18 protein-coding genes are annotated in these 21416 nt (G+C 53.4%); 7 read left to right on the top strand and 11 right to left on the bottom strand.

Annotated features, from left to right (window positions below; translation table 11 throughout):
* Nucleotides 1-113: 113 nt before the first annotated feature.
* A complete protein-coding gene (locus tag B5D39_RS03920; protein WP_078789092.1) occupies nt 114-1511 on the bottom strand; it encodes an L-lactate MFS transporter in 1398 nt (465 codons plus the stop codon).
* A gap of 331 nt (nt 1512-1842) precedes the next feature.
* Between B5D39_RS03920 and B5D39_RS03915 the strand changes: the two genes are divergently transcribed.
* From B5D39_RS03915 to B5D39_RS03890, 6 genes are all read left to right on the top strand, one after another.
* Nucleotides 1843-2337: a hypothetical protein gene (locus B5D39_RS03915; protein ID WP_244161350.1), complete on the top strand. Its 495-nt coding sequence runs from the start codon at nt 1843-1845 to the stop codon at nt 2335-2337.
* Nucleotides 2334-3023 (top strand): PilZ domain-containing protein, encoded by a 690-nt coding sequence (locus tag B5D39_RS03910; protein WP_161947413.1) that lies wholly within the window; start codon nt 2334-2336, stop codon nt 3021-3023. The genes B5D39_RS03915 and B5D39_RS03910 overlap by 4 nt, the downstream gene beginning before the upstream one ends.
* 66 nt (nt 3024-3089) lie before the next feature.
* On the top strand, nt 3090-4598 hold the full coding sequence (locus B5D39_RS03905; protein WP_244161349.1) for a Cache 3/Cache 2 fusion domain-containing protein: 1509 nt from the start codon (nt 3090-3092) through the stop codon (nt 4596-4598).
* A complete protein-coding gene (locus B5D39_RS03900) occupies nt 4595-5998 on the top strand; it encodes a sigma-54-dependent transcriptional regulator (RefSeq protein WP_078789088.1) in 1404 nt (467 codons plus the stop codon). Before B5D39_RS03905 ends, B5D39_RS03900 begins: the two co-directional genes overlap by 4 nt.
* An 80-nt stretch (nt 5999-6078) precedes the next feature.
* The gene (locus B5D39_RS03895) at nt 6079-8439 is read left to right on the top strand and encodes a diguanylate cyclase domain-containing protein (protein ID WP_078789087.1); all 2361 of its coding nucleotides are present in this window, start codon (nt 6079-6081) and stop codon (nt 8437-8439) included.
* Nucleotides 8439-9749 (top strand): porin family protein, encoded by a 1311-nt coding sequence (locus tag B5D39_RS03890; RefSeq protein ID WP_078789086.1) that lies wholly within the window; start codon nt 8439-8441, stop codon nt 9747-9749. The genes B5D39_RS03895 and B5D39_RS03890 overlap by 1 nt, the downstream gene beginning before the upstream one ends.
* Before the next feature lie 27 nt (nt 9750-9776).
* Here the strand turns inward: B5D39_RS03890 and B5D39_RS03885 are convergent, their stop codons facing one another.
* The 3 genes from B5D39_RS03885 to B5D39_RS03875 all read right to left on the bottom strand — a co-directional run bounded on the left by B5D39_RS03885 (nt 9777) and on the right by B5D39_RS03875 (nt 11637).
* Nucleotides 9777-10073 (bottom strand): hypothetical protein, encoded by a 297-nt coding sequence (locus B5D39_RS03885; protein WP_078789085.1) that lies wholly within the window; start codon nt 10071-10073, stop codon nt 9777-9779.
* A 9-nt stretch (nt 10074-10082) separates the two neighbouring features.
* Nucleotides 10083-10481 (bottom strand): secondary thiamine-phosphate synthase enzyme YjbQ, encoded by a 399-nt coding sequence (locus B5D39_RS03880; RefSeq protein ID WP_078789084.1) that lies wholly within the window; start codon nt 10479-10481, stop codon nt 10083-10085.
* Nucleotides 10482-10557: 76 nt separating this feature from the next.
* Nucleotides 10558-11637, bottom strand: a complete 1080-nt coding sequence (locus B5D39_RS03875) for a branched-chain amino acid aminotransferase (RefSeq protein WP_078789083.1) — start codon at nt 11635-11637, stop codon at nt 10558-10560.
* Nucleotides 11638-11922: 285 nt separating this feature from the next.
* Between B5D39_RS03875 and B5D39_RS03870 the strand changes: the two genes are divergently transcribed.
* Complete coding sequence (locus B5D39_RS03870; protein ID WP_078789082.1) at nt 11923-12213, top strand: HU family DNA-binding protein; 291 nt, start codon at nt 11923-11925, stop codon at nt 12211-12213.
* 79 nt (nt 12214-12292) lie between these two features.
* Here B5D39_RS03870 and B5D39_RS03865 read toward each other — a convergent pair whose 3' ends face one another.
* Genes B5D39_RS03865 through B5D39_RS03835 form a run of 7 tightly spaced genes read right to left on the bottom strand, consistent with a single transcriptional unit; the run spans nt 12293 to nt 21410 of the window.
* Nucleotides 12293-12658, bottom strand: coding sequence for a response regulator (locus B5D39_RS03865; protein ID WP_078789081.1), 366 nt, complete (start codon nt 12656-12658; stop codon nt 12293-12295).
* Nucleotides 12659-12700: 42 nt separating this feature from the next.
* On the bottom strand, nt 12701-13789 hold the full coding sequence (locus B5D39_RS03860) for a protein-glutamate methylesterase/protein-glutamine glutaminase (RefSeq protein ID WP_078789080.1): 1089 nt from the start codon (nt 13787-13789) through the stop codon (nt 12701-12703).
* Entirely contained in the window at nt 13779-15377 is a 1599-nt protein-coding gene (locus B5D39_RS03855) for an HD domain-containing phosphohydrolase (protein ID WP_078789079.1), read from the bottom strand. Before B5D39_RS03855 ends, B5D39_RS03860 begins: the two co-directional genes overlap by 11 nt.
* A gap of 9 nt (nt 15378-15386) precedes the next feature.
* On the bottom strand, nt 15387-16235 hold the full coding sequence (locus B5D39_RS03850) for a sensor histidine kinase (protein ID WP_161947412.1): 849 nt from the start codon (nt 16233-16235) through the stop codon (nt 15387-15389).
* Nucleotides 16232-17137, bottom strand: coding sequence for a CheR family methyltransferase (locus B5D39_RS03845; protein WP_078789077.1), 906 nt, complete (start codon nt 17135-17137; stop codon nt 16232-16234). The genes B5D39_RS03850 and B5D39_RS03845 overlap by 4 nt, the downstream gene beginning before the upstream one ends.
* 44 nt (nt 17138-17181) lie before the next feature.
* Complete coding sequence (locus B5D39_RS17200; RefSeq protein WP_078789076.1) at nt 17182-20859, bottom strand: methyl-accepting chemotaxis protein; 3678 nt, start codon at nt 20857-20859, stop codon at nt 17182-17184.
* A 44-nt stretch (nt 20860-20903) separates the two neighbouring features.
* A complete protein-coding gene (locus B5D39_RS03835; RefSeq protein ID WP_078789075.1) occupies nt 20904-21410 on the bottom strand; it encodes a chemotaxis protein CheW in 507 nt (168 codons plus the stop codon).
* Nucleotides 21411-21416 lie beyond the last annotated feature (6 nt).

Here is a 21416-nt window from a genome sequence, read left to right as displayed (position 1 = left end):
CCGCGTGAGTAACTGCCGTTTTCAAAATTAACTCTACACCTGAAAAAGTGGCAGTCAAACAAAAGAAGCCCCGAACAGAGCGGGGCTTCTTTTGTGACTATCTACAGCATCTGTTAGGCGCGACCCTTTTCAATGGCATCCCAGTTACGGGGAGCGCGAACCTGAGGTGCCTCAAAACCGAGGAACACCTTGAAGCCCAGTGAAAACTCTGCCCAGAACTCTTGCCAGCGGGAAGGTTCTGCTTCTCCAGCAGCAACTTTCTTCTTGTCAGCCAGGAAGACACTCAGAGCAGCACCGCAGAGCAGCAATACACCGGCAGCGATAAAGGCATTCGTATTGCCGTTCGGCATCGCCTTGATCTTGTCAGCAGCCTGCACCAGCACAAACCCGCCAAGACCCCAGGCAGTAAACAGGGCGCCGTAGTTGAGGCCGTAGTTTTTAAGCCCCCAGTAATCCTTGGCAAATGAAGGGAACAGGGCCAGGTTTGAACCATAGTTAAAGGCCATAAAGGTGGCAAGCAACACCAGCGTAACAGGGTTGGGTTTTGCGGTAATAGGAATGGCAGCAAACATCAGACATGCCTGGAAAGCCAGCATGATAAACAGGGTGGCACGACGGCCGATCCGGTCTGACAGCACCCCGGCAACGATCCGACCAGCGGCGTTACCCAGGGCAGCCACTGCAACTGCCACAAAGGCCATCTCGCCCATACTTTTCTTGGCCATACCAGCCACACTGCCGATCACCATCAGACCAGCACCGGCACCGATAAAGAAACAGATCCAGAGCACATAGAATTTAGGTGAACGCAGCACCTCGCTGACGGTGGCGTTGGCCTCTTCCTTTTTCTTCTTCTCGGCATCCAGCGCAGGATAGTAGCCGCGCAGCACTTCACGGGGTACATAGCCTTTGGGCGGGTTTACCAGCAGGAAGGAAAGACCGCAGACAACCACCAGGAAGCCGATGCCCAAAATCAGCATGGAGTTCTGGATGCCATAGGCATGCAGCAGGGTCTTGGCCAGCGGCGCAATATAGACCGGGGCCAGACCAAAACCGGCCACCACGATACCAGCCACCAGACCTGTCTTGGCTGATGAAAACCACTTAACCGCCGGAGGCGTTGCTGCAGAATAGCCAAATCCGAAACCGGCACCAGCCAGAACGCCGAAACCCAGCACCCAACCAGCAAAGCTGGTGGTAAAACCAAGCAACACAAATCCGGCCCCCACCAGTAGACCACCAATCAGGGCGGTCTTGGCCGGACCGATCTTATCCTGGGCCTTACCAGCGATAATCATGGCAAAGGAGAATGTGAGACAACAAACCGCATAGGGGGTACCAACCGAGGTCATTTCCCATTGAAAGGCACCGGGACCACCAGCTTTGATAGAGCTGACAATGGCTTCCTTAAAGATACTCCAGGCGTACAGCACGCCCAGGGCCAGGTTAATACCGGTACCTGCAATAACCACCTGCCAGCCCTTGCTCTTGTGTGGATTCTGATCAGACATGAACACCCTCCTCGTGGATGAATATAGTTGCAGGAAAACTCGTTGCTTGGGTAACGCAACTGACGTGCCAAACCGACACATCTCATAAAAATGATTTTTTACGTTTATTTTCAGCAACTTAAAACAAAACATCCAAACATAGCGTCTCCATGACAAAAATAGGCTTTGCAGCAATGCAAACAGCGTTTCAAACAAGATAGACAGATAACCACCTGGAGACATTACATTTGCCATTTTGCAAAAGCCTGTTTTTGCTTTACATTGATATCGCATTTATGCAACAAACAAAAATATCAAACGTCATGTATACACTGACAGGATGCGACACCGGATGAACGTACTTCAAAACAATGAGCACCGCAGCATCTGTGCCCGCTGTGGTGGCCAGTGCTGCCGCACCAGACCAGGTATTGAGGCCCCGGATCGCTTCCTGGCACAATCGGATCCCGCAGCAGCCCTGGCCGAACTGCTTATACGGCGCGAATGGGTTTTAGAGACACATTATGGTGTGCCCTACACCCCGGGCGTTACCGCGCCTGATCCAGGCCGGATCATCCAGTACCCCAGGCCAGCGACCGTTCGTGAACAGAAAACAGATGATTACGATCAATCCCGCGCTGATGACTGCATCTACCTGACACCAACCGGCTGCAGCCTCGCCTTTGACTCCCGCCCCCGCATGTGCAGGGAGCTGGTACCGGACAGCTGTTTTGAGTGTGAGACCCCCTGGGGGCGCCGGGAAGCAGCCCTGGCATGGCTGCACCATCAGGATATAGTTCAGGCGGCAACGGCCGCTCTGCCACCACAGGAAGGATTCCACCCATGAGCAGCCCACTTGTTCTGCTGGTATCCCGCAGCGCAAGCCGTACCCAGGTGTACCGGGAAGCGCTCGACGCACGTGGTATCTCATGTCTGGCGATTGCAGAGCTGAAAGAGGTGGCAATCCTGGCATCAGGCACCCCGCTGAGTGGCGTTCTGCTGGATATGCCGGTGTTGATCAAAGCCTCCCCCGCAGACAAAACAGCCACAGAGGACATTCTGAAGGCACTCCCCAGTGCTTACCTGAATATTGCTCCAGCGACCGATAGCATCAAACTGCTGACTGCCGACGCCACCCAAGGGATTGCCAAATCTATTGATGAGTTTGCGGAACTGTGCAAGGGGTTTACTCCGCGCCTGGTCCGCCCCAAGGATCGCTATCCATTGCATCTGCAGGCGCTGTTAACAACAGTTCCTGAACAGGATAGCCCGGAACGGACCGTCACCCTGAACATCTCACCCAAAGGCTGTTTTCTGTTTACAAGCAACACAGAGCTGCAGCTTGAACAACAGGTGAGCATTCAGTTTATCGGCCTTAACGACACAACCCCGATTACCGCCACCATCTGCTGGTTACGCCTTTGGGGAACGGGTAGACATCATATCCCCGGTATCGGCGTCAACTTCACGACGCTTTCCGAATCACAACAGGCACAGATCATCCGCCTGCTTGAACCGTTACAACCACACTAACGCCCCAGCCCGGTCATCACAAACCGGGTAAGACAGGTAGCTATGCTGACAAAGGCACTACATCATATGAAGTTACGCAGCAAACTACTGCTGCTGGTACTGCCGCTGGTAATCACGCCGATTATTGTGGTGGCGCTGGTAACCGGTTTTATTGCCAACCAGAAGGCCTATCTGGGCATTACCCAGACCAGTAAGGATGACCTGCAGCATATGGCAGAGTTCACCATTGACCTGCTGCGTTCCTACGACAAACAGTATCAGGATTATCGTGAACAGATCTCCGGCAGCCTGGAAAACGAACTGGCTTCCCAGGCCTTTGCAGCCCTGAAGGAAAAAATAAAAAACAAGCGGGTCGGCAAAACCGGCTACATCTACTGTATTGACCGCAGCGGCACCCTGAAGATCCACCCGGAGGCTGAAGGGCGCAACATCATTGATGCCAAGGATTCCAACGGTAACCCGTTTATCCGAGAGATGGTCGAAAACAAAAGCGGCTGGATACGTTACCCTTGGAAAAATGTGGGGGATCAGAAGCCACGGATGAAAATCGTGCGCTATGAGTATTTTCCAACCTGGGACTGGATAGTGGCGGTCGGTTCCTATGAAGATGAATTCTACAAAGAAGCAAACTCCATAAAGCACCATATTTTTGTGAGCACGCTGATTCTGATCAGCATTGTCGGCTTTTTAGCAACGCTGCTGGTTTTCTACGCCTCATCCATTGCAACCAACCCGATCACCCACATGATTGAGACCATCCGCAAGGTAAAAAGGGGCGATATGCAGGCGCGGATGGAGGTGGTTGGCAGCGATGAACTGGCTGAGATGGCCACCGCCTTCAACCATATGACCAACATTATCCAGCGCAATCAAGAGATGGAAAGCGCCCTGGCGCAACAGGGCAAGATGGCCTCGCTGGGGGTTCTTTCGTCGGGTGTTGCCCACGAGATCAACAACCCGCTGGGGGTAATCCTGGGCTATGCCGCCTATCTGGAGGGAAAACTTTCCCCTGAAGACCCCCATTACAAATACATCCACGAAATCAAGCGTGAAAGCAAACGCTGCAAGAAGATTGTACAGGATCTGCTTTCCTATGCCCGCACCCCGCGCCCCACGCTGGAGATGACCGACCTGAACGAACTCCTGAAAGAGATAGTTGAGTTTGCCGCCAACCACACCGACATGCGGGGGGTCACCATCCAGTCCAGCTTTGAGGCCAACCTGCCCAGAGTTCTTTTGGATGGCGATCAACTGCGTCAGGTGGCCATCAACCTGATTCTGAACGCCGGGGGAGCCATGCCGGAGGGGGGGACTCTGCAGGTCAGAACCGAAGCAGGACCGGATCGGACCATTACCATCAGCTTCCAGGACACTGGCTGCGGTATCCCCCAGGAAAGCCTGGAAAAGATCTTTGAGCCGTTCTACACCACCAAGGCCCGCGGTACCGGCCTGGGGCTGGCCATCACCCGCCAGATTGTAGAGATGCACCACGGCGATATCACCATTACAAGTGAAGCCGGTAAAGGAACCACCGTAACCGTGATTTTACCCATAGACCATGAGGAACTGGTATGACTGACAAACAGCGTATTCTGCTGATCGATAATGAAGAGGGACTGTGCCGGATGATGGAGCAGGTGCTACTTGACAGCGGCTATCTGGTACGCGCCTACACCAACCCGGTCAAGGCGGTGGAGGAATTTTCGCCCGGCGCCTGGGATCTGGTGATTACCGATATCAAGATGCCCGGTATGACCGGACTTGAGGTCCTACAGCGGGTTAAGGAAAAGTGCCGCGATATTCCGGTGATCATCATCACCGCCTATGCCACGGTGGAGATGTCGATTCAGGCCCTGCGCAAAGGTGCCTATGACATGCTGACCAAGCCGTTTGAGCCTGATGAACTGGTCTTCCGGGTCAAAAACGCCCTGCAGCAGGCCCAGCTGACTGAAGAAAATCGTGAACTGCGGCGGGAGATTGAAGAGAAGCTGCAGTTTGACAACATCATCGGCTCATCAGGGGCCTTACGGAATGTGCTGGACAAGGTTGCCAAGGTGGCAGGACGGGACACCTCAATCCTGATTACCGGTGAATCAGGCACCGGCAAAGAGCTGATCGCCCAGGCAGTGCATACCCACTCCAACCGCAAAGACAGTAAATTTATGGCAGTTAACTGCGGCGGTCTGCCGGAGAGCATCCTGGAAAGCGAACTGTTCGGCTATCGCAAAGGGGCCTTTACCGGTGCCATGGAAAACCGGCAGGGCCTGTTGGAGGCGGCCGACGGCGGCACTCTGTTTCTGGACGAGGTGGGCAACCTGCCGATGAACGTCCAGAAAACCCTGCTTCGTTTTCTGCAGGAAAAAGAGTTTCGTCGGGTGGGTGACACCAACTCCACCAGGGTGGATGTGCGGATCATCTCCGCCACCAACGCCGACCTGAAGGAAGGGGTCAGAACCGGCACATTCCGGGAAGATCTCTACTACCGCCTGAATGTCGTCAACCTGCACCTGCCGCCGCTACGGGAAAGGATTGAGGATATTCCGCTGCTGGCTGCCCACTTCATCCACCTGCAAAACCAGAAATTCGGCACCGCAGTCAAGGCGTTTGAGCGGGATGCGATGCAGATCCTCTGCACCTTTGAATGGCCCGGCAACATCCGCCAGTTGCGTAACGTGATTGAGGCCTGCATGGCCATGGAAGCCAGCGACTATATCAGCCTGGATACCCTGGGACAGGTAATTGATCTGCCGGAAGGCCGGATCATACCGGCAACGGTCCAGGCCGGGCCGGTCCTGTCCGATGACATGCCCTTTACCGAGGCGCTGGAACGGTTTGAACGGGATCTGCTACGTGACCTGCTACGCAAACATGGCGGTGCCGTGGATAGCGCCGCCAAAGAAGCCGGTATGAACGTGGCAACGCTGTACCGCAAGATCAAGCGATATGGACTGAGGAAGGAAGAGTACGCTGACTGATCCTGCAGGTTTTAGTTGCGGTTCAAACAAAAAACAGATACAAGACAAAAAAGATCCCATTAACAAAAAGGCAGTACTTAATGCCATCTGCGTCCCCCGAAACCACCCATCTGCTAGAACGAGTCTGGCGACGTCTGCGGCCAATCATCGCTGCCTGCTTGTTCTTGACCATCGCTGGAGCCGGGATATCCAGCAGTTCAACAAACCAACCACCAGCCACACCAGCACCATCCTCAGTCAGCATCCCACTCAGCTCTGCAGAAAAACAGTATCTTGCACAGCTCGGTCCGATTACGGTCTGTCCTGATCCAGACTGGCTCCCCTATGAACAGATGGATGCCCATGGCAACTTCACCGGCATCGCAGCCGATCTTTTAAACCTTATTTCCCAACGGCTGGGGATCAAATTTACCTATGTGCAGGTTAAGGATTGGGATCAGGCGGTTGCCCTTTCCCAGGCAGGCAAGGTGCTGCTGCTCCCCTTTCTGAACCAGACACCAAAGCGCGACCAATGGCTTACCTTTACCGAGCCACTGTTCAGCGATCCCAACGTCTTCATCACCCGTGAAGAGCACCCCTTTATCACCAACGCATCCCTGTTGAAGGACAAGACCATTGCGGTTCCCAGCGGCACCTCCATTGAAGAAAAGGTCCGCCGCGACTATCCCAACCTGAAGATCCTGAACACCGGCAACTCAGAGGCCGAGGTGTTTAAGGCGGTTGCTGAACGCCGTGCCGATCTGACCCTGCGTTCCTTAACGGTGTCGGCCTACACTATCCGCAAGGGGGGATGGTTCACCCTCAAGATCGCCGGACAGGCCCCTGATGAATATATCAACCGCCTGCGGATCGGGGTGATCAAGTCAGAACCGATGCTGCGGGATATCCTCAACAAGGGGATCGCCACCATTACCCCCCAGGAGCGGGAAGAGATTACCAACCGTCATGTCAACATCACAGTGGTCAAGCCGATGGACTATGGCTTTATCCTGCGGATTGCCGCAGCCCTGGCCGCCCTGATCGGTCTCTCATTCTACTGGAACCTGCGTCTCAAAAGGATCAACGCCGCGTTGCAGGAAAGCGAGCGCAGTAAATCGGTGTTGTTGGCAAATCTGCCCGGCATGGCCTACCGCTGCCGATTTGATCGTGACTGGACCATGGAGTTTCTCTCTGACGGTTGTCTGCTGCTAACCGGCTACCACAGCGATGATCTGGTTCAGAACAAGCGCCTGGCCTTCAACGATCTGATTGTCCCAGAATATCGTGAGCAGCTCTGGAATTCCTGGCAGAAGGCGATACAGTCACGCCAGCCGGTGCGGCTTGAGTACCGGATCACAACCTCCGACAACAAAGAAAAATGGGTACTTGAGCAAGGGGTACCGATCTTTGACAGCAATGGACAGGTTCAGGCCCTTGAAGGGATTATTGTCGATATCAGCGAGCTGAAGCAGATTGAAGCCCAGATCCAGCATCTGGCCAGCTACGACAACCTGACCAACCTTCCCAACCGGGCACTCTTTAGCGACCGTATTGACCGGGCCTTATTATCAACACAGCGGCACAGCTCCAAGTTGGCGCTCTTTTTCGTCGACCTTGACCAGTTTAAACCGATCAATGATGAGCTGGGCCATGATGTTGGAGACTGGGTGCTGCAGGTGGCTGCACAACGGATGACAGAATCGGTACGGGAGTCTGACACCGTTGCCAGGATTGGCGGTGACGAGTTTGCCGTGTTGCTGCAGAGTATCACCACATGGCCGGATGCCCGTAATGTGGCTGAAAAGATACGTACAGCCCTCAACCGCCCCTTTATCACGCCAGCCGGTGTAACGCTGACTATTTCCTGCAGTATCGGCGTTGCCCTCTACCCTGATAATGGCAACACGCAACGGGACCTGCTCCATGCCGCAGACGAGGCGATGTATCGCGCAAAGAAAGGTGGACGCAACGCAGTTGAGCTGTGTCAACCGGATCTGTCTCAAACCGGACCGGTTGCCAGCCATTCAATCATCAGGCTGGTCTGGAAACCGGACTATTTGAGCGGTGAACCAAGTATCGACGCTGAGCACCAGGAGCTGCTCAGGATGGCCAATCAGCTGCTTGAGCTGATAGCCACACCACAGGGCGATCCAATACGTTTCAACACAGCCCTGGACGGTCTGCTGCAACATATTACCAGCCATTTTGAACACGAAGAAGCGCTGCTACACAGGATCGGTTATGCCGAACTGGACGAGCATGCGCGCCAGCATAAACAGCTTAAAGAACAGATCATCGCCCTGCGTCAGGTTGCTGAAAAGAAGGATATCTCAACAGCTGAACTGGTTGATTTCCTGGCAATCAGGGTGGTGCATGAACACCTGCTGGAGGCCGACCGGAAATATTATAAACTTCTGGCAGACCGTTCTTCCAATAGCAGCACAACACAAGGAGTCGATTGATGCGGACCGCCCTGATCGCCTGCCTGGTAACCGCACTTGTTTTCTGTTCAAACACCAATACCGTTCACGCCGCTGAGATAGATACGCAGCTGCTCAGACAGCTGCAGGAGACCATCCATCAGCAACAACAGCTACTGCAACAGCAGTCTGTACAGATTCAAAGTCAGGCTGATCAGCTGCAAAAGCTGCAGCTGCAGGTCAGCACCCTGTTGCAGAAAGCAGCTGCCCAACCATCTGTACAGTCGCCCCCCCTCAAACCAGAGCTGGCTCTCCAACAGCCTCTCCCTGCTGTTATTGCCTCGGGCAACGACAAGATCAAGCTGGCCCTTTCCGGGCAGATCAACCGGGCCATCAACGTTGTGTCAGACGGTGCCGGAACCACGATCTACCATGTTGACAACAATGTCTCCAACTCTCGTTTCAGGCTGGTGGGTACTGCAGCGATCAGCCCGGACCTGACCCTGGGCACCAGACTGGAAATGGCCTTTACGGCAGATGAATCCTCAAAGGTTTCCCAGGACAACCAGGCGCCTGGCACCTACCTGAACTCACGCTGGGCTGATATTTCGCTGGCCAGCAAACGCTATGGCAAACTTTCTTTGGGTAAGGGCTATACCGCTTCCTACTTCACCGCCGGTTCTGACCTCTCCAAAACCGATATTGTGCTCTACTCTTCAGTGGCAGACATCGCTGGCGGTCTAAAGTTTCGTAAAAAAGACGGTCAACTGACCAGCACCAGCCTGGCCGATGTCTTTACTGATTATGACGGCCTGAATGTCAAATCCAGGCTGCGCTATGACAGCCCTACCCTGTACGGTTTTCATCTGGCCGGATCGCTCGTCTCTGGTCAGCGCTCAGATCTGGGGTTGTTTTGGGGGGGAGAAGGGTATGGTTTTGAAGGGGCGGCCAGTTTTGGCCTGGCAAATCCACGGCTTGAGGGCAGCGGTCTGCAGTATGATGGTTCCTTCTCGCTGCTCCATACGGCAAGCGGACTGAACCTGACCCTTTCCAGCGGTATGTTGGAGAAAAAGGGCGAGCGGAATGCCTTCAGCTATTATGCAAAACTGGGCTGGCTGGCCAACCTGACCAGCCAGGGCAGCACCGCCTTTGGTGTTGACCTGTCCCGTTCAGAAAACGGGTCTGCACCGGGGGACAAGGGCAGTTCAGTCGGTGCGGCGGTGGTGCAGGAGTTTAAAAAGATAGCCACAGAACTATACCTGCAGTACCGGATCTATACCCTTCAGATGGGGGATCGCACGCCGGTCTACGACATCAACGTCGGCACACTGGGGGTCAGAGTCAAATTCTGATCGCTATTGTAACAGCTTTAACCAGATTTAATTCTGGTCTCCGCTACCACCGCCAAAGATTGCTAACCACTGTTCCTGCGGCGTACGGCTGTCACCATACTGCACAACCACGCCATCCTCACGCTGGTATGAGCAAGACCAGCCGGGCCGGTCAGCCTTGTAAAAGGTGGGATACTCATGGGGGTGCTCCCGAGGGTAATACGGTTCTGAATAGTTTGACCAGTCCGTAGGCCTCGGGCAGCGTTCATCTCCACGATAATCACCATCTGCCCAGGCCTGAGCTGTTAGAATCACCAGTAACAGTGCCAGTATGATTGTTTTCATCGGTTCCTCCTATCCCTGAAACGCCAGCTGCACATTCCGACTGCGCGGTCCATCAAACTCACAGAAGTAGATCCCTTGCCAGGTTCCCAGCCAAAGTATACCACCACGCACAATTATCTGCACCGAAGAGCCGAACAGGCTGGCCTTGATATGGGCATCTGAATTACCCTCTGCATGGCGGAAGCCGGAGACGTTCGGTACCAACTGTTCCATGAACCAGGTCATGTCACGGGCCACATCCGGGTCTGCATTCTCATTGATGGTAATTCCGGCGGTGGTATGGGGTACAAAGACGGTTAACACACCATCCTGCCAGCTACGTTGCCTGATCAGATCATGCAGTTGACCAGTAATAGGATGCAACTCGGTTCGTTGCCTGGTCCGCAGCGTCAACTCTGCAGTCTCCATAGGACTCCCTCCAAAAGAAACGGGGCAAAAACCAGATGGTTAATGCCCCGCGCAGTGTATTCAACCAACCATACGGTTAGCCTGCGTCAACAATCCTGATCCAGCCAAAGCGATCAGCCTGCTTGCCGGTCTGGATATCAGTCAAGGCATCATACAGTTTTTGGGTAAGGGCACCAACCCCACCATCACCGACCTGCAGCGCCTCATCCTTGTAGCCAAGCTTGCCCACCGGGGTCACCACCGCAGCGGTGCCACTGCCAAAGGCCTCGGTCACCTTGCCGTTGCGCAGATCGTCAAACAGCTCATCCACATCAATCAGCCGTTCTTCAACCGTACAACCAAGCTCAACAGCCAACCGCAGCACTGATTCGCGGGTAATACCGGACAGGATCGAACCGGTCAGTGGGGCGGTGACAATGTGGTTGCCATAGGCGAAGAACATGTTCATGGCACCCACTTCCTCAATATAGCGCCGCTCCTTGCCATCCAGCCAGAGCACCTGATCGTACCCTTTCTGCTTGGCCTCCAGACCGGCCTTCAGAGAAGAGGCATAGTTGCCGCCGGTCTTGGCATCACCGGTGCCGCCTGCCACAGAACGAACGTATTTGTCTTCCACCAGGATGCTGACCGGGTTGAAACCGGCTGCATAGTAGGCTCCCACCGGAGAAAGGATCACAAAGAAGTAATAGTGGTCGCCAGGCTTGACCCCAAGATAGGGATCAACCGCTATCATGGCTGGACGGATATACAGCGCAGTGCCGGGGGCGGAAGGAATCCAGTCCTTTTCCAGCTCAACCAGTTTGTCGATACCGTCCAGAAACAGTTCTTCAGGAACTTCCGGCATGCACATCCGGCTGGCTGATTGATTGAAACGCCGGGCGTTCATCTCAGGACGGAACAGCGCTATCCGGCCATCCTCCCATTTGTAGGCCTTCAGCCCTTCAAAAATCTCCTGGGCATAGTGCAATACCGTTGTGGCCGGGTCGAGAACAAACGGTTCGTACGGCTTGATCCGGGCATTGTGCCAGCCTTTGTCGGTAGTCCATTCGACCAGCAACATCCGGTCAGTAAACAGCTTGCCAAAGCCAAGTTGTGTCTCATCAGCCACCTTCTGTTTCATCTTTTCAGGGGCTAAGGGAAGTACTTCAATCTGCATCTGACACCTCCTGCAAAAATATCTGAAAAAAGAGGCGGCCCATGGCCGCCGTTGCCTTTCATACTTACTGCCAGCCTGAAACAGTGTCAACTATTTCTTGGCCTGACAGGGCTGCAGCACCAAACAAGACTGGCAGCCAACAGACCAATCCGATTTTTTAAGGTTATTTACAAAAAAAATGGGTTGACCGCTTGCAGACCGGAAAACTGGTGCTATCATCTTACTTCAAGCAGTAACCGGTGCAGGAGACGTCCTGTACTGTAACCAATCCAAGGGGGTACCCAGATGAAGAAGGCAGATCTCGTAGCAAAGATGGCAACCGATGCAGGCATCACCAAGGCACAGGCAGAGAAGGCACTGGCAGCTTTTATGGTAGCTACCGAAACAGCGTTGAAAGCTGGCGACAAGGTAACACTGGTAGGCTTCGGCACTTTCAGCACCATCTCCCGTAAAGCCCGTACCGGCCGCAACCCCCAGACCGGCAAGGAAATCAAGATCGCTGCCAAGACCTCGGCAAAGTTCTCTCCCGGCAAAGGCCTGAAAGATCTAAAGATCAAGGCAGCCAAGAAGAAATAAGCCTGTTTAGATGTCGTAAAAAAAGCCCCGTTTTTCGGGGCTTTTTCTTTTTCTGCAGTTTTTACAGGCGAAACCCTGGCTACCCCAACACCCGCCTGACCACCGAAAGCAGTTGTTCCGGCATAAACGGCTTGACAATCCAGCCGGTGGCGCCGGCAGCCTTACCCTCCTGCTTGCGTGCATCCTGTGACTCGGTGGTGAGCATGACAATCGGCAAAAAACGGCGCGTTGCATCACTTCGCACCGCCCGGATCAAGCCGATTCCATCGAGATTGGGCATGTTCAGGTCAGTAATGATCATATCCGGCTTTGCCCCATTCAGCTTGGAGAGCGCCTCCCTGCCATCACCGGCCTCAATCACGTCATACCCCCCCTGCTTAAGCGTGAAGACCACCATCTGCCTGATACTTGCTGAATCATCAACCGTCATAATTGTCTTTGCCATGACCATGCTCCTTTCTGTCAAACAGCGTAGCGACACTGCTCATCAAACCCTGATTGCCCGCACTCCCTGACCAGACACCAGTGCAACGATTCTGTCTGGTATTGCGGACAAGCTGACAATCTCATCCACCCCACCCCGAATAATCGCCTCCTTGGGCATCCCGAACACAACACAGCTTTCCTCATCCTGCGCCAGGGTGTGGGCACCAGCCTGCTTCATCTCCAGCATACCTGTTGCACCGTCATCTCCCATGCCGGTCAGGATCACTCCAATGGCGTTTTTACCGGCACAGTTGGCAGCAGAACGAAAAAGGACATCAACTGAAGGGCGATGGCGGCAGACCGGAGGACCGTCAGCCAACCTGGTGATATAGTTGGCACCAGAGCGATCCAGCAGAAGGTGGCGGTCACCCGGCGCAATGTAGGCATGGCCGGGCAGGACCCGTTCACCATCCAGTGCCTCCTTAACGGCAATGCGACAGAGGCCGTCAAGCCGGCGGGCAAAGGCACTGGTAAAGGCAGCAGGCATATGTTGGGTAATCAGGATACCGGGGGCATCGGCGGGCATCGAGATCAGAACGTCTTTGATCGCCTCTGTCCCCCCGGTGGAGGCACCAACAATAACCACCTTCTCGGTGGTCTGCAGCCGATTACTGATAGAAGGCAGCACCACGTCAGCGGTAAGTTTCTTTTCAACCTGCAGCTGAGCAGGCCTACGAACCAGACTCTTTAGTCGTGCTCCAGACGCTGCCCTTATTTTTTCAACAATTTCCTGACCACTTTCATGGATACCGTTAATGATGTCTATTTTGGGCTTGCTCACATAGTCCACCGCGCCAAGTTCCAGCGCCCGCAGCGTTGTCTCTGAACTGCGCTCGGTCAGAGATGAAACCATCACCACCGGCATCGGACGCAGTCGCATCAGTTTTTCCAGAAAGGACAGCCCGTCCATGCGCGGCATCTCCACATCCAGAGTCAACACATCCGGGTTAAGCGCCTTGATCCGCTCTCTGGCGATATAGGGATCAGCAGCGGTCCCCACCACTGTCATGTCCGGCTGGGCATCAATCAAGGTGCTCAGCAGGTTCCTGATCAGGGCTGAGTCATCAATAATCAACACCTTACAGGGCATAACAGCCCTCCTGATACGACATTTGAAGCGGGCAGACATTCAGAAACTGTTTATAAATTTCTGAGAAGACCGGTTTTAGTTCGCTAAAAGCCATCAGTACCGCAGGGTCAAAATGCTGCGGCATGGTACGACCATCTCCTGACTCAATGATCCGGCAGGTGGTACTATGATCAAAAGCCGGTTTGTAACTGCGCTTGTTTCTCAAGGCGTCATAGGTATCGGCCAGCGCAACAATGCGGGCCTCGATTGGAATAGCCTCTCCCGCAAGTCCATAGGGGTAGCCGCTGCCATCCCAATGTTCATGATGATACAAGGCCATCTTGTAGGCCATTTCCAGACGGGGGTGGGGACCGATGATACTTGCACCATAGATGGTGTGCTTGCGGATTATTTCCATCTCTTCCGGGGTAAAGCGTGTCGGTTTTCTCAACAGGGCTGAAGGCACGTAAATCTTGCCCACGTCATGGAGTTGGCTTTTTAATGCCAGTGAGCGTGCTTTTTCAGCGTTGAAACCCATACTCCGCGCAAGCACGGCACAGTATTCCCCGACTCTGACAATATGATTGCCGGTATCTTCATCATTTGCTTCAGCAGCACGGGCCAGGGCGTTGATGGTGTAGGCAAAGGCGCTTTCGGCCTGAAACCACTGGTTGGCAAGATTTTCAATAAAGAGCGTCTGAACAGCCAGACCTTTCACCACGGTGGCATCATGGGCAGTGACACGACGGGGATAGTTAAGCGCACAGACAACAAAGGCACCATTGCGATACCAGACAAGATTTTTATACCGCTCACCCCGCTTGGCGAAATGCTCTGTAAACGCCTTTAGTTGCGTGTCTTCCGGCAGTTCATCACCGCAATTCACAAAATAGAGTGAATGCTCACTGGTAGTATCCTGCGGTGCCAGCTTGGGAGAATCAAGATAGTGATACTTGCCAAAAGAACCGCAGGGAGATGATTCATACCAGTACCATTCGGCCTGACCTGCATCAGGCCTGTTGACAGTCAGTATCACAATAGACGGACCTGGCAGTTCATCGTGATATTCACTACTTAACAGAGCGTTTACCATGGTATCCAGGCTGGTGGTACCGCCCAATTCAGCAACACCCGGCTCGGTAGACTTTTCTCCAAAATCAATCAGAGAATTAATCGTGCGGTAGGCATCAGCAATACGGTTATGATGTTCAGTAACCCGCTTCTTGCTGCGAATAGTATCGGCACAGGTCATAATTGCCTGATGCAGTTTGGTATGCTCAATCGGCTTCAGCACATAGTGGCTGACTCCCAGATTAAGCGACTCAAGCAGGTAATCAGCATCATTATAGGCTGTGGTGATGATGATACGGGCATCATGATCCTCTGCAAGGATATTTCTTGCCATGGAAATGCCATCCATTACCGGCATCATGATATCGGTGATCACAATGTCAGGAGCGGTTTGCTGATAGAGGTCAAGGCCATCGCTGCCGTTTTTGGCAAGCCACACCTGTTCAAAGCGCTTTTTCAGAAAACACTCAACACCACTACGCACGTTGTCATCATCTTCAACATAGAGAAGCGATAGATCCCTTGCCCGTTCTCGCATGGCCGACTCCTATCCCGCTGCGGCAAGCTCTACGGTAAACAGTGCACCGCCCTGCAGGTTGTTGGCGTACAGACACCCTTTCATACTGTTTTCAATAATCAGCTTGGCCATGTACAGCCCCACACCGCTTCCTTTTCCCTGATCTTTGGTACTGAAATAGGGGTCAAAGATCCGGTCCACAATCTCTGCCGGAATACCACCGCCATTATCTGATACAGCAATAACCACGCGTCCAGCCGAACCGGTAATCTCTATCAAGATCTTGCCACGGGGGATTAGTTCCCCCTGATCACGGCGTTCCAGGATGGCGTCATAGGCATTCTTCAACAGGTTAAAGATCGCCTGCTTAAACTCATTCCGGCAGCCCATGATCGTAGCCTGATGCTCTGCATCCGGCTTACAGGCAAAGACAACATCAATTGAGTGGGTAGCAAACAGGCCAGATAACAGGATAAGAACATCGTTAATCGCCCTGGCTGCATCAAATGCCGCATGGGGCATGCCGGACCGCTGAAAATTTCCAAAATCATCTATGGTTTTAGACATCGTATGAATCTGCTGCATGGATCTATGAACCATATCTTCAAGAAAGCCCTGATCCAGTTCCCCAAACTCATAGGCCTCCTGAATATTCTGAATCATAACTGCCAGCGCATTTAGCGGTTGCCGCCACTGGTGGGCAATAACCCCGATCATTTCTCCCATGGCAGCCATACGGGACTGCTGAATCAGCAGACGTTCCTGAAGCAGCCGCTTTTCAGTCTCCTGCTCTACCTGCCTCACAAGGGTCTGATTCAGATGACGCAATCGGTTATCTGCAATCTCCGCAGGCACTTTCCGACGAATTGAGCTTCTCATGCCGAACACTCCCTGAAACATTGGGTACCCCTGACAGATTGCGCCTCTGTTACCCGCGGACGGTACACGGTATTTCCGCAGGATTGAAACAGATCAGCGGCATAGTTTAGATTTTCGGAATGACCGGTAAAGAAGAGGCCGTCCGGTTTCAGATGACGCAGACATTTGTTCAACACCTTCTGTTGGGTTGGCCGGTCAAAATAGATCATTACGTTACGGCAAAAGATAGCGTCATACTGTTCCTTCATCGGCCAGACAGGACTCAGCAGATTCAGCTGCTGAAACCTGATCATCTGCTGCAGCTCTGGCCTGATCCGTACAAAACCGGTATGCTCACCGCTCCCCTTCAGGAAGTACTTTTTAACTGTTTTTTCCGGCAGATCACGCACCCGGTCAAAGGGATAGACCCCTTCAGAGGCCATTTCCAGTACACCGGTGTCCACATCGGTTGCCAGAATACGGACCGGTGGATGAAAAGACTCAAAATGCTCAGCCACGGCAATGGCCATGGTATACGGTTCTTCGCCGGTGGAGGTGGCACAGCTCCAGAGCAACGCCTTGCCGCCACGGGCCCGGGCAGCCACATGTTCAACCATGATCGGAAAATGGTGCGACTCCCGGTAAAAAGAGGTCAGGTGGGTGGTCAGCGAACCGACAAAAATAGTCCACTCTGCCTCATTACCCTGTTCCAGCAGTTGTAGGTATTCGGCAAAGCTAGCCAGTCCAAGTGCGCGCAGACGCCGCGAAAGCCGGCTGTAGACCATTGAGGTCTTTGTGTCTGAGAGCCTGATGCCTGCTCGTTCATAGATCAGCCTGCAAATCTGCCTGAAATCAGCCAGGGTGAACTTGAACTCATGGGTATCAGACACCCTGTCAGATGTAATTCTGCTATCAGAGGTCATTGGCTTACCCTCCTGCCTGGCAAGCACTCTGCCGTTCAAAGTGCCTAAAACTCGTTCCAATCCGCATCATGGCCAACCGCCTTACTCATCGTAGAAGCCGAAGTTACCTCGCTTGCCGGAGCTTTATGGTAGCCATTGGCCTTTTCAGGCTTGTGATAGCCGTTGGCCTGCCTGGTCTGCTCCCGTTGCGCAAACTGCTTCGGCAGTACCGCTACATGTGACAGTTGTTCCTGCGCCCTTACTCTGGGTGACTCCTCCAACCTGAAGCGATTAACCGCCTCAACCAGCATCTGGGCCTGCTCCTGCAATGCTGCGGCAGCAGAGGCAGCCTGCTGTACAACAGATGAGTTCTGCTGGGTGATCTCATCCATCTGGCTGATGGCAGTGTTAACCTGTTCAATCCCGCTACTCTGTTCCACTGAAGCAGCAGATATTTCGGCCATGATATCGGTTACCCGCTTGATACTGGTAACAATTTCCTGCATGGTCTGGCCTGCCTCACCCACCAGTTTACTGCCGTCATTGACCTTATCCACTGAATCACTGATCAGCGCCTTGATCTCCTTGGCAGCGGCAGCGCTACGTTGCGCAAGGTTACGCACCTCACCGGCCACCACGGCAAATCCCCTGCCCTGTTCACCGGCACGGGCCGCCTCAACCGCTGCATTCAAGGCCAGGATATTGGTCTGGAAGGCGATGCCGTCGATCACACCGATGATGTCAGCAATCTTTTTAGAGCTGTCAGTGATGGAATCCATGGTGGTGACCACCTTATTGATCACCGACCCGCCCTTGACCGCCACCTGACTGGCATCAATAGCCAGCTGGTTCGCCTGCTGGGCATTTTCAGCATTCTGCTTCACCGTAGAGGTCATCTCTTCCATACTGGAAGCGGTCTCTTCCAGCGACGATGCCTGTTCTTCGGTCCGTTGGGCCATATTGGCATTGCCGGTGGCGATCTGCTGGGAAGCGGTGGCAATGGCATCGGAGCCGGAGCTGACATTGCCCACAATCTCACGCAGGTTGGTAACCATGGTTGCAAAGGCGTTACCCATAACATCCCGCTCTGAGGCCGGTTTGACGGTCACGGTCAGATCACCTGCAGCTATCTGCTCGGCGCTGCGGGCCAGCTCTTTCAACTGGATCACCATATTCTTCAGGGCCAGCATCAGCTGATCCTGCTCAGAACGGGGCGTCAACTCCACAGCAAGATCACCCAAAGCAACCTGCCTGGCGCTGGAGGTAATGGCGTTAAGAGCGTCTATGTTCTGATTGATTGCACAATTGATCTTTTCAAAATTCCGGGCAATGCCTTGGGTATCTTCGTCACTTGCAGCAACAGCCGTATCAACGGAAAGATTGCCAAGCGCCATTTTTTCAAGATTAACCAGCAGCTTACCAACCTCTTCCGTCTGGAATTGAGCCTGTTTATCGGCAATTCTGGCTGCTTTTTTTATTGCGGTCTGGTCAGTCACCACCTCAAAAGCCCCAATTACCATACCCTGACGGTCTTTGATCGGCACACCGGTATAGCTGATGTCAAGATCAAGGCCAGCCATAGGATGGGCAGAGGTCTCACTGCTACTAGCCTGTCCAGAGCTGATTGCACGGTTGCAGGCGCAGCGTTCAGTACGGCAATCAGATGTCTTGAAATGGTCATAGCACTTGATGCCAAGGCATTGCTGCTGCGTCTTACCACCCACCTTGGCGCCCATTTCATTCATGTACAGAATTGAGAAATCCTTATCGATGATCATGGCCGGGGCTGCCATATTATCCAGCAACGCCACCAGGCGGTCGATGGTATCGTTTACCCCGGCAACAACCTTCCTGAAATCCCCCTGATGCTGTGAGGCATCGGCACGGGTGTTTAATCTACCGGCAACCGCTGCATCGGAAAGCATATTGGCATCGGCCACCAATAGATTGACCGCATCAATACAGGTATTCAGGTTATTCTTGATCTCGTTGAAATCACCGTTATAGCTATCGGTAATACGTGGCGGGACATCCCCCTTGGAGATCCGGTCTACATACTCGGCAGCCACATTCAGGGGACCAATCACGGCATCAAGAGTTGCATTGATTCCTTCAACCATCTCCCTGAAACTGTTATTAAACTTTGACGCATTTCCGCGAGTCGCCAGACGGCCACCTTTAGCGGCATCCACCAGCATCATGATTTCCTGATTAAGCGACAGCATATTTCTCTTAACATTATCAATGGCCTCAGTGATCAACGCTTTTTTGCCTGGCAGACGATCCATATCCACCGTGAGATCGCCGTCGGCATATTTTCCAACAACTTCCACCACCCGCATCTTTACAGCTATATGCGACTTGACCAGCGTATTGATCCCTTCGGCCATTTGTGCATAGGCCCCCTGGAACTGCTCCACCGGCATAACTTCATCGATCATCCCAAGATCGTGCTGCCGACTCATCTCTTCGCGGGCGGCAATCAGGCCGTTCAGGGCATCGATACAACTGTTCAGATTGTTTTTCACCTCATTGAAGTCACCTTCATAACTATCGGTGATGCGAGGAGGGATATCCCCCTTTGAAATACGGTCCACATATTCAGCAGCCACATTCAGTGGTCCTATCACCGCATCAAGGGTCTGATTAACTCCTTCTACAATTTTCTGGAAGTCACCGTGATGCTTCGAGGCATTGGCACGGGTAGCCAGCTTGCCAGCCACCGCTGCATCAGACAGCATATTGGCATCGGCCACCAGGGCGTTGACCGCGTCAATACAACCGTTCAGGTTGTTCTTGATCTCATTGAAATCGCCGTTGTAGTTATCGGCAATCCTGGGGGGAATATCCCCTTTGGAGATCCGGTCCACATACTCGGCAGCCACATTCAGGGGGCCGATCACTGCATCAAGGGTCTGGTTAACCCCTTCCACAATGCCACGAAACTCAAAATTGACTTTTTCCACACTGCCACGGGTAGCCAGCTTGCCAGCCACCGCTGCTTCAGTCAGACGGTTTGATTCATCCAGCAGCCCTTTGAGAATGGCAGCGATGTTACGCTTAAGGTAGAAGCCAATCATCAGCGACAACAGGATTGCCACCACCAGGGCAACAACCAGCTGTATCCTGGCATGAGTGGCCACCTTTTCACCTGTCTTGCCAGCTTCACGTCCAAGCTTTTCATTCAACCTGGCCAGCTTGCCCAACAATGTCTCCACCTCTAAAAACTTCTTGCGAGAAGCCAGGGATGCTTCAAAGACTCTGTTATCAAGAGCATCGACCCGCTTATCTTTCAGATCGGCACCGGCTGCCAGCAGGCTGTCCTTTTCACGGGACAGCTCCACCACCTGTTGGCTGGCTTTTTTCCAGGCATCCCACTTTGGAACAAACTCCTTCCAGAGTGCTGCCTCTTCAACGGTCTGGGGCAGAGGCTCATAGATCTTCCAGGCCTCTGCTGCTTCTTTCCAGGACAACTCAATATGATCGTACTGCGCCTTACGCACAGCCGGATCCATCATCCTACGATTGATCAGCCCCCGTTCGCCAGCCAGAATGCTATACTGAGCCTCCTTCATGATCAGCAGCGTCTGAACGCTTGGAAGCCGTACCTCAGCAACTTCATACATGTTCTTTGACACTTCGTTTAAACCGTAGTAGCCGACTACCCCCATAACAGCAGCAATCAGCGTTACCACTGCAAAACCTGTCAGTATCTTGGTTCCAAGCTTCATCTGCTTAAACATGATCAATCCCTCCTTAGTCGCTCACACAGCACGCCAGGGTCTGCTCAGGCTGCCAGATCCAGATGATTCTCTGCGGAATTCTCCACTAACTGCATATCTGCGCCACCCATCAGCTTTTCTATATCGGCCAGGATCAGCATCTGTCCGTTTGTGGTGCCGATACCGGTGATGTACTGGGTATCAATGCCGGTGCCGAACTCAGGTGGCGGTTTGATCTGATCAGGCAGCAGGCTGACCACGTCAGAGACCCCGTCCACCACCATGCCGATCACCCGTCCCAGGACATTGATGATGATCACCACCGTGAACTCGTCATAGGCCACCGTGCCCAGGTTAAATTTGATCCGCATATCGATAATCGGCACAATCACCCCTCGCAGGTTAATCACCCCTTTCAGGAACTGCGGAGCGTTGGCGATGCTGGTTACTGCGTCATAGCCACGGATCTCCTGCACCTTGAGGATATCCATGCCGTACTCCTCTTTGCCCAGGGTAAAGGTCAGATACTCCCTGGCGCCGTCCTCTGCCATTGTGCTGGTCATTTCTTCCATGACTCT

This window comes from Trichlorobacter thiogenes (genome assembly GCF_900167465.1).
Lineage (GTDB): Bacteria > Desulfobacterota > Desulfuromonadia > Geobacterales > Pseudopelobacteraceae > Trichlorobacter > Trichlorobacter thiogenes.
The sequence above is the reverse complement of the archived record's forward strand: the minus strand, read 5'-3'. Positions and strand labels throughout refer to the sequence as shown.

Excerpts from the sequence above, each read along its gene's own strand:
- B5D39_RS03920 (WP_078789092.1), bottom strand. The coding sequence starts at position 1,511 with ATGTCTGATCAGAATCCACACAAGAGCAAGGGCTGGCAGGTGGTTATT.
- B5D39_RS03915 (WP_244161350.1), top strand. The coding sequence starts at position 1,843 with ATGAACGTACTTCAAAACAATGAGCACCGCAGCATCTGTGCCCGCTGT.
- B5D39_RS03910 (WP_161947413.1), top strand. The coding sequence starts at position 2,334 with ATGAGCAGCCCACTTGTTCTGCTGGTATCCCGCAGCGCAAGCCGTACC.
- B5D39_RS03905 (WP_244161349.1), top strand. The coding sequence starts at position 3,090 with ATGAAGTTACGCAGCAAACTACTGCTGCTGGTACTGCCGCTGGTAATC.
- B5D39_RS03900 (WP_078789088.1), top strand. The coding sequence starts at position 4,595 with ATGACTGACAAACAGCGTATTCTGCTGATCGATAATGAAGAGGGACTG.
- B5D39_RS03895 (WP_078789087.1), top strand. The coding sequence starts at position 6,079 with ATGCCATCTGCGTCCCCCGAAACCACCCATCTGCTAGAACGAGTCTGG.
- B5D39_RS03890 (WP_078789086.1), top strand. The coding sequence starts at position 8,439 with ATGCGGACCGCCCTGATCGCCTGCCTGGTAACCGCACTTGTTTTCTGT.
- B5D39_RS03885 (WP_078789085.1), bottom strand. The coding sequence starts at position 10,073 with ATGAAAACAATCATACTGGCACTGTTACTGGTGATTCTAACAGCTCAG.
- B5D39_RS03880 (WP_078789084.1), bottom strand. The coding sequence starts at position 10,481 with ATGGAGACTGCAGAGTTGACGCTGCGGACCAGGCAACGAACCGAGTTG.
- B5D39_RS03875 (WP_078789083.1), bottom strand. The coding sequence starts at position 11,637 with ATGCAGATTGAAGTACTTCCCTTAGCCCCTGAAAAGATGAAACAGAAG.
- B5D39_RS03870 (WP_078789082.1), top strand. The coding sequence starts at position 11,923 with ATGAAGAAGGCAGATCTCGTAGCAAAGATGGCAACCGATGCAGGCATC.
- B5D39_RS03865 (WP_078789081.1), bottom strand. The coding sequence starts at position 12,658 with ATGGCAAAGACAATTATGACGGTTGATGATTCAGCAAGTATCAGGCAG.
- B5D39_RS03860 (WP_078789080.1), bottom strand. The coding sequence starts at position 13,789 with ATGCCCTGTAAGGTGTTGATTATTGATGACTCAGCCCTGATCAGGAAC.
- B5D39_RS03855 (WP_078789079.1), bottom strand. The coding sequence starts at position 15,377 with ATGCGAGAACGGGCAAGGGATCTATCGCTTCTCTATGTTGAAGATGAT.
- B5D39_RS03850 (WP_161947412.1), bottom strand. The coding sequence starts at position 16,235 with ATGAGAAGCTCAATTCGTCGGAAAGTGCCTGCGGAGATTGCAGATAAC.
- B5D39_RS03845 (WP_078789077.1), bottom strand. The coding sequence starts at position 17,137 with ATGACCTCTGATAGCAGAATTACATCTGACAGGGTGTCTGATACCCAT.
- B5D39_RS17200 (WP_078789076.1), bottom strand. The coding sequence starts at position 20,859 with ATGTTTAAGCAGATGAAGCTTGGAACCAAGATACTGACAGGTTTTGCA.
- B5D39_RS03835 (WP_078789075.1), bottom strand. The coding sequence starts at position 21,410 with ATGGAAGAAATGACCAGCACAATGGCAGAGGACGGCGCCAGGGAGTAT.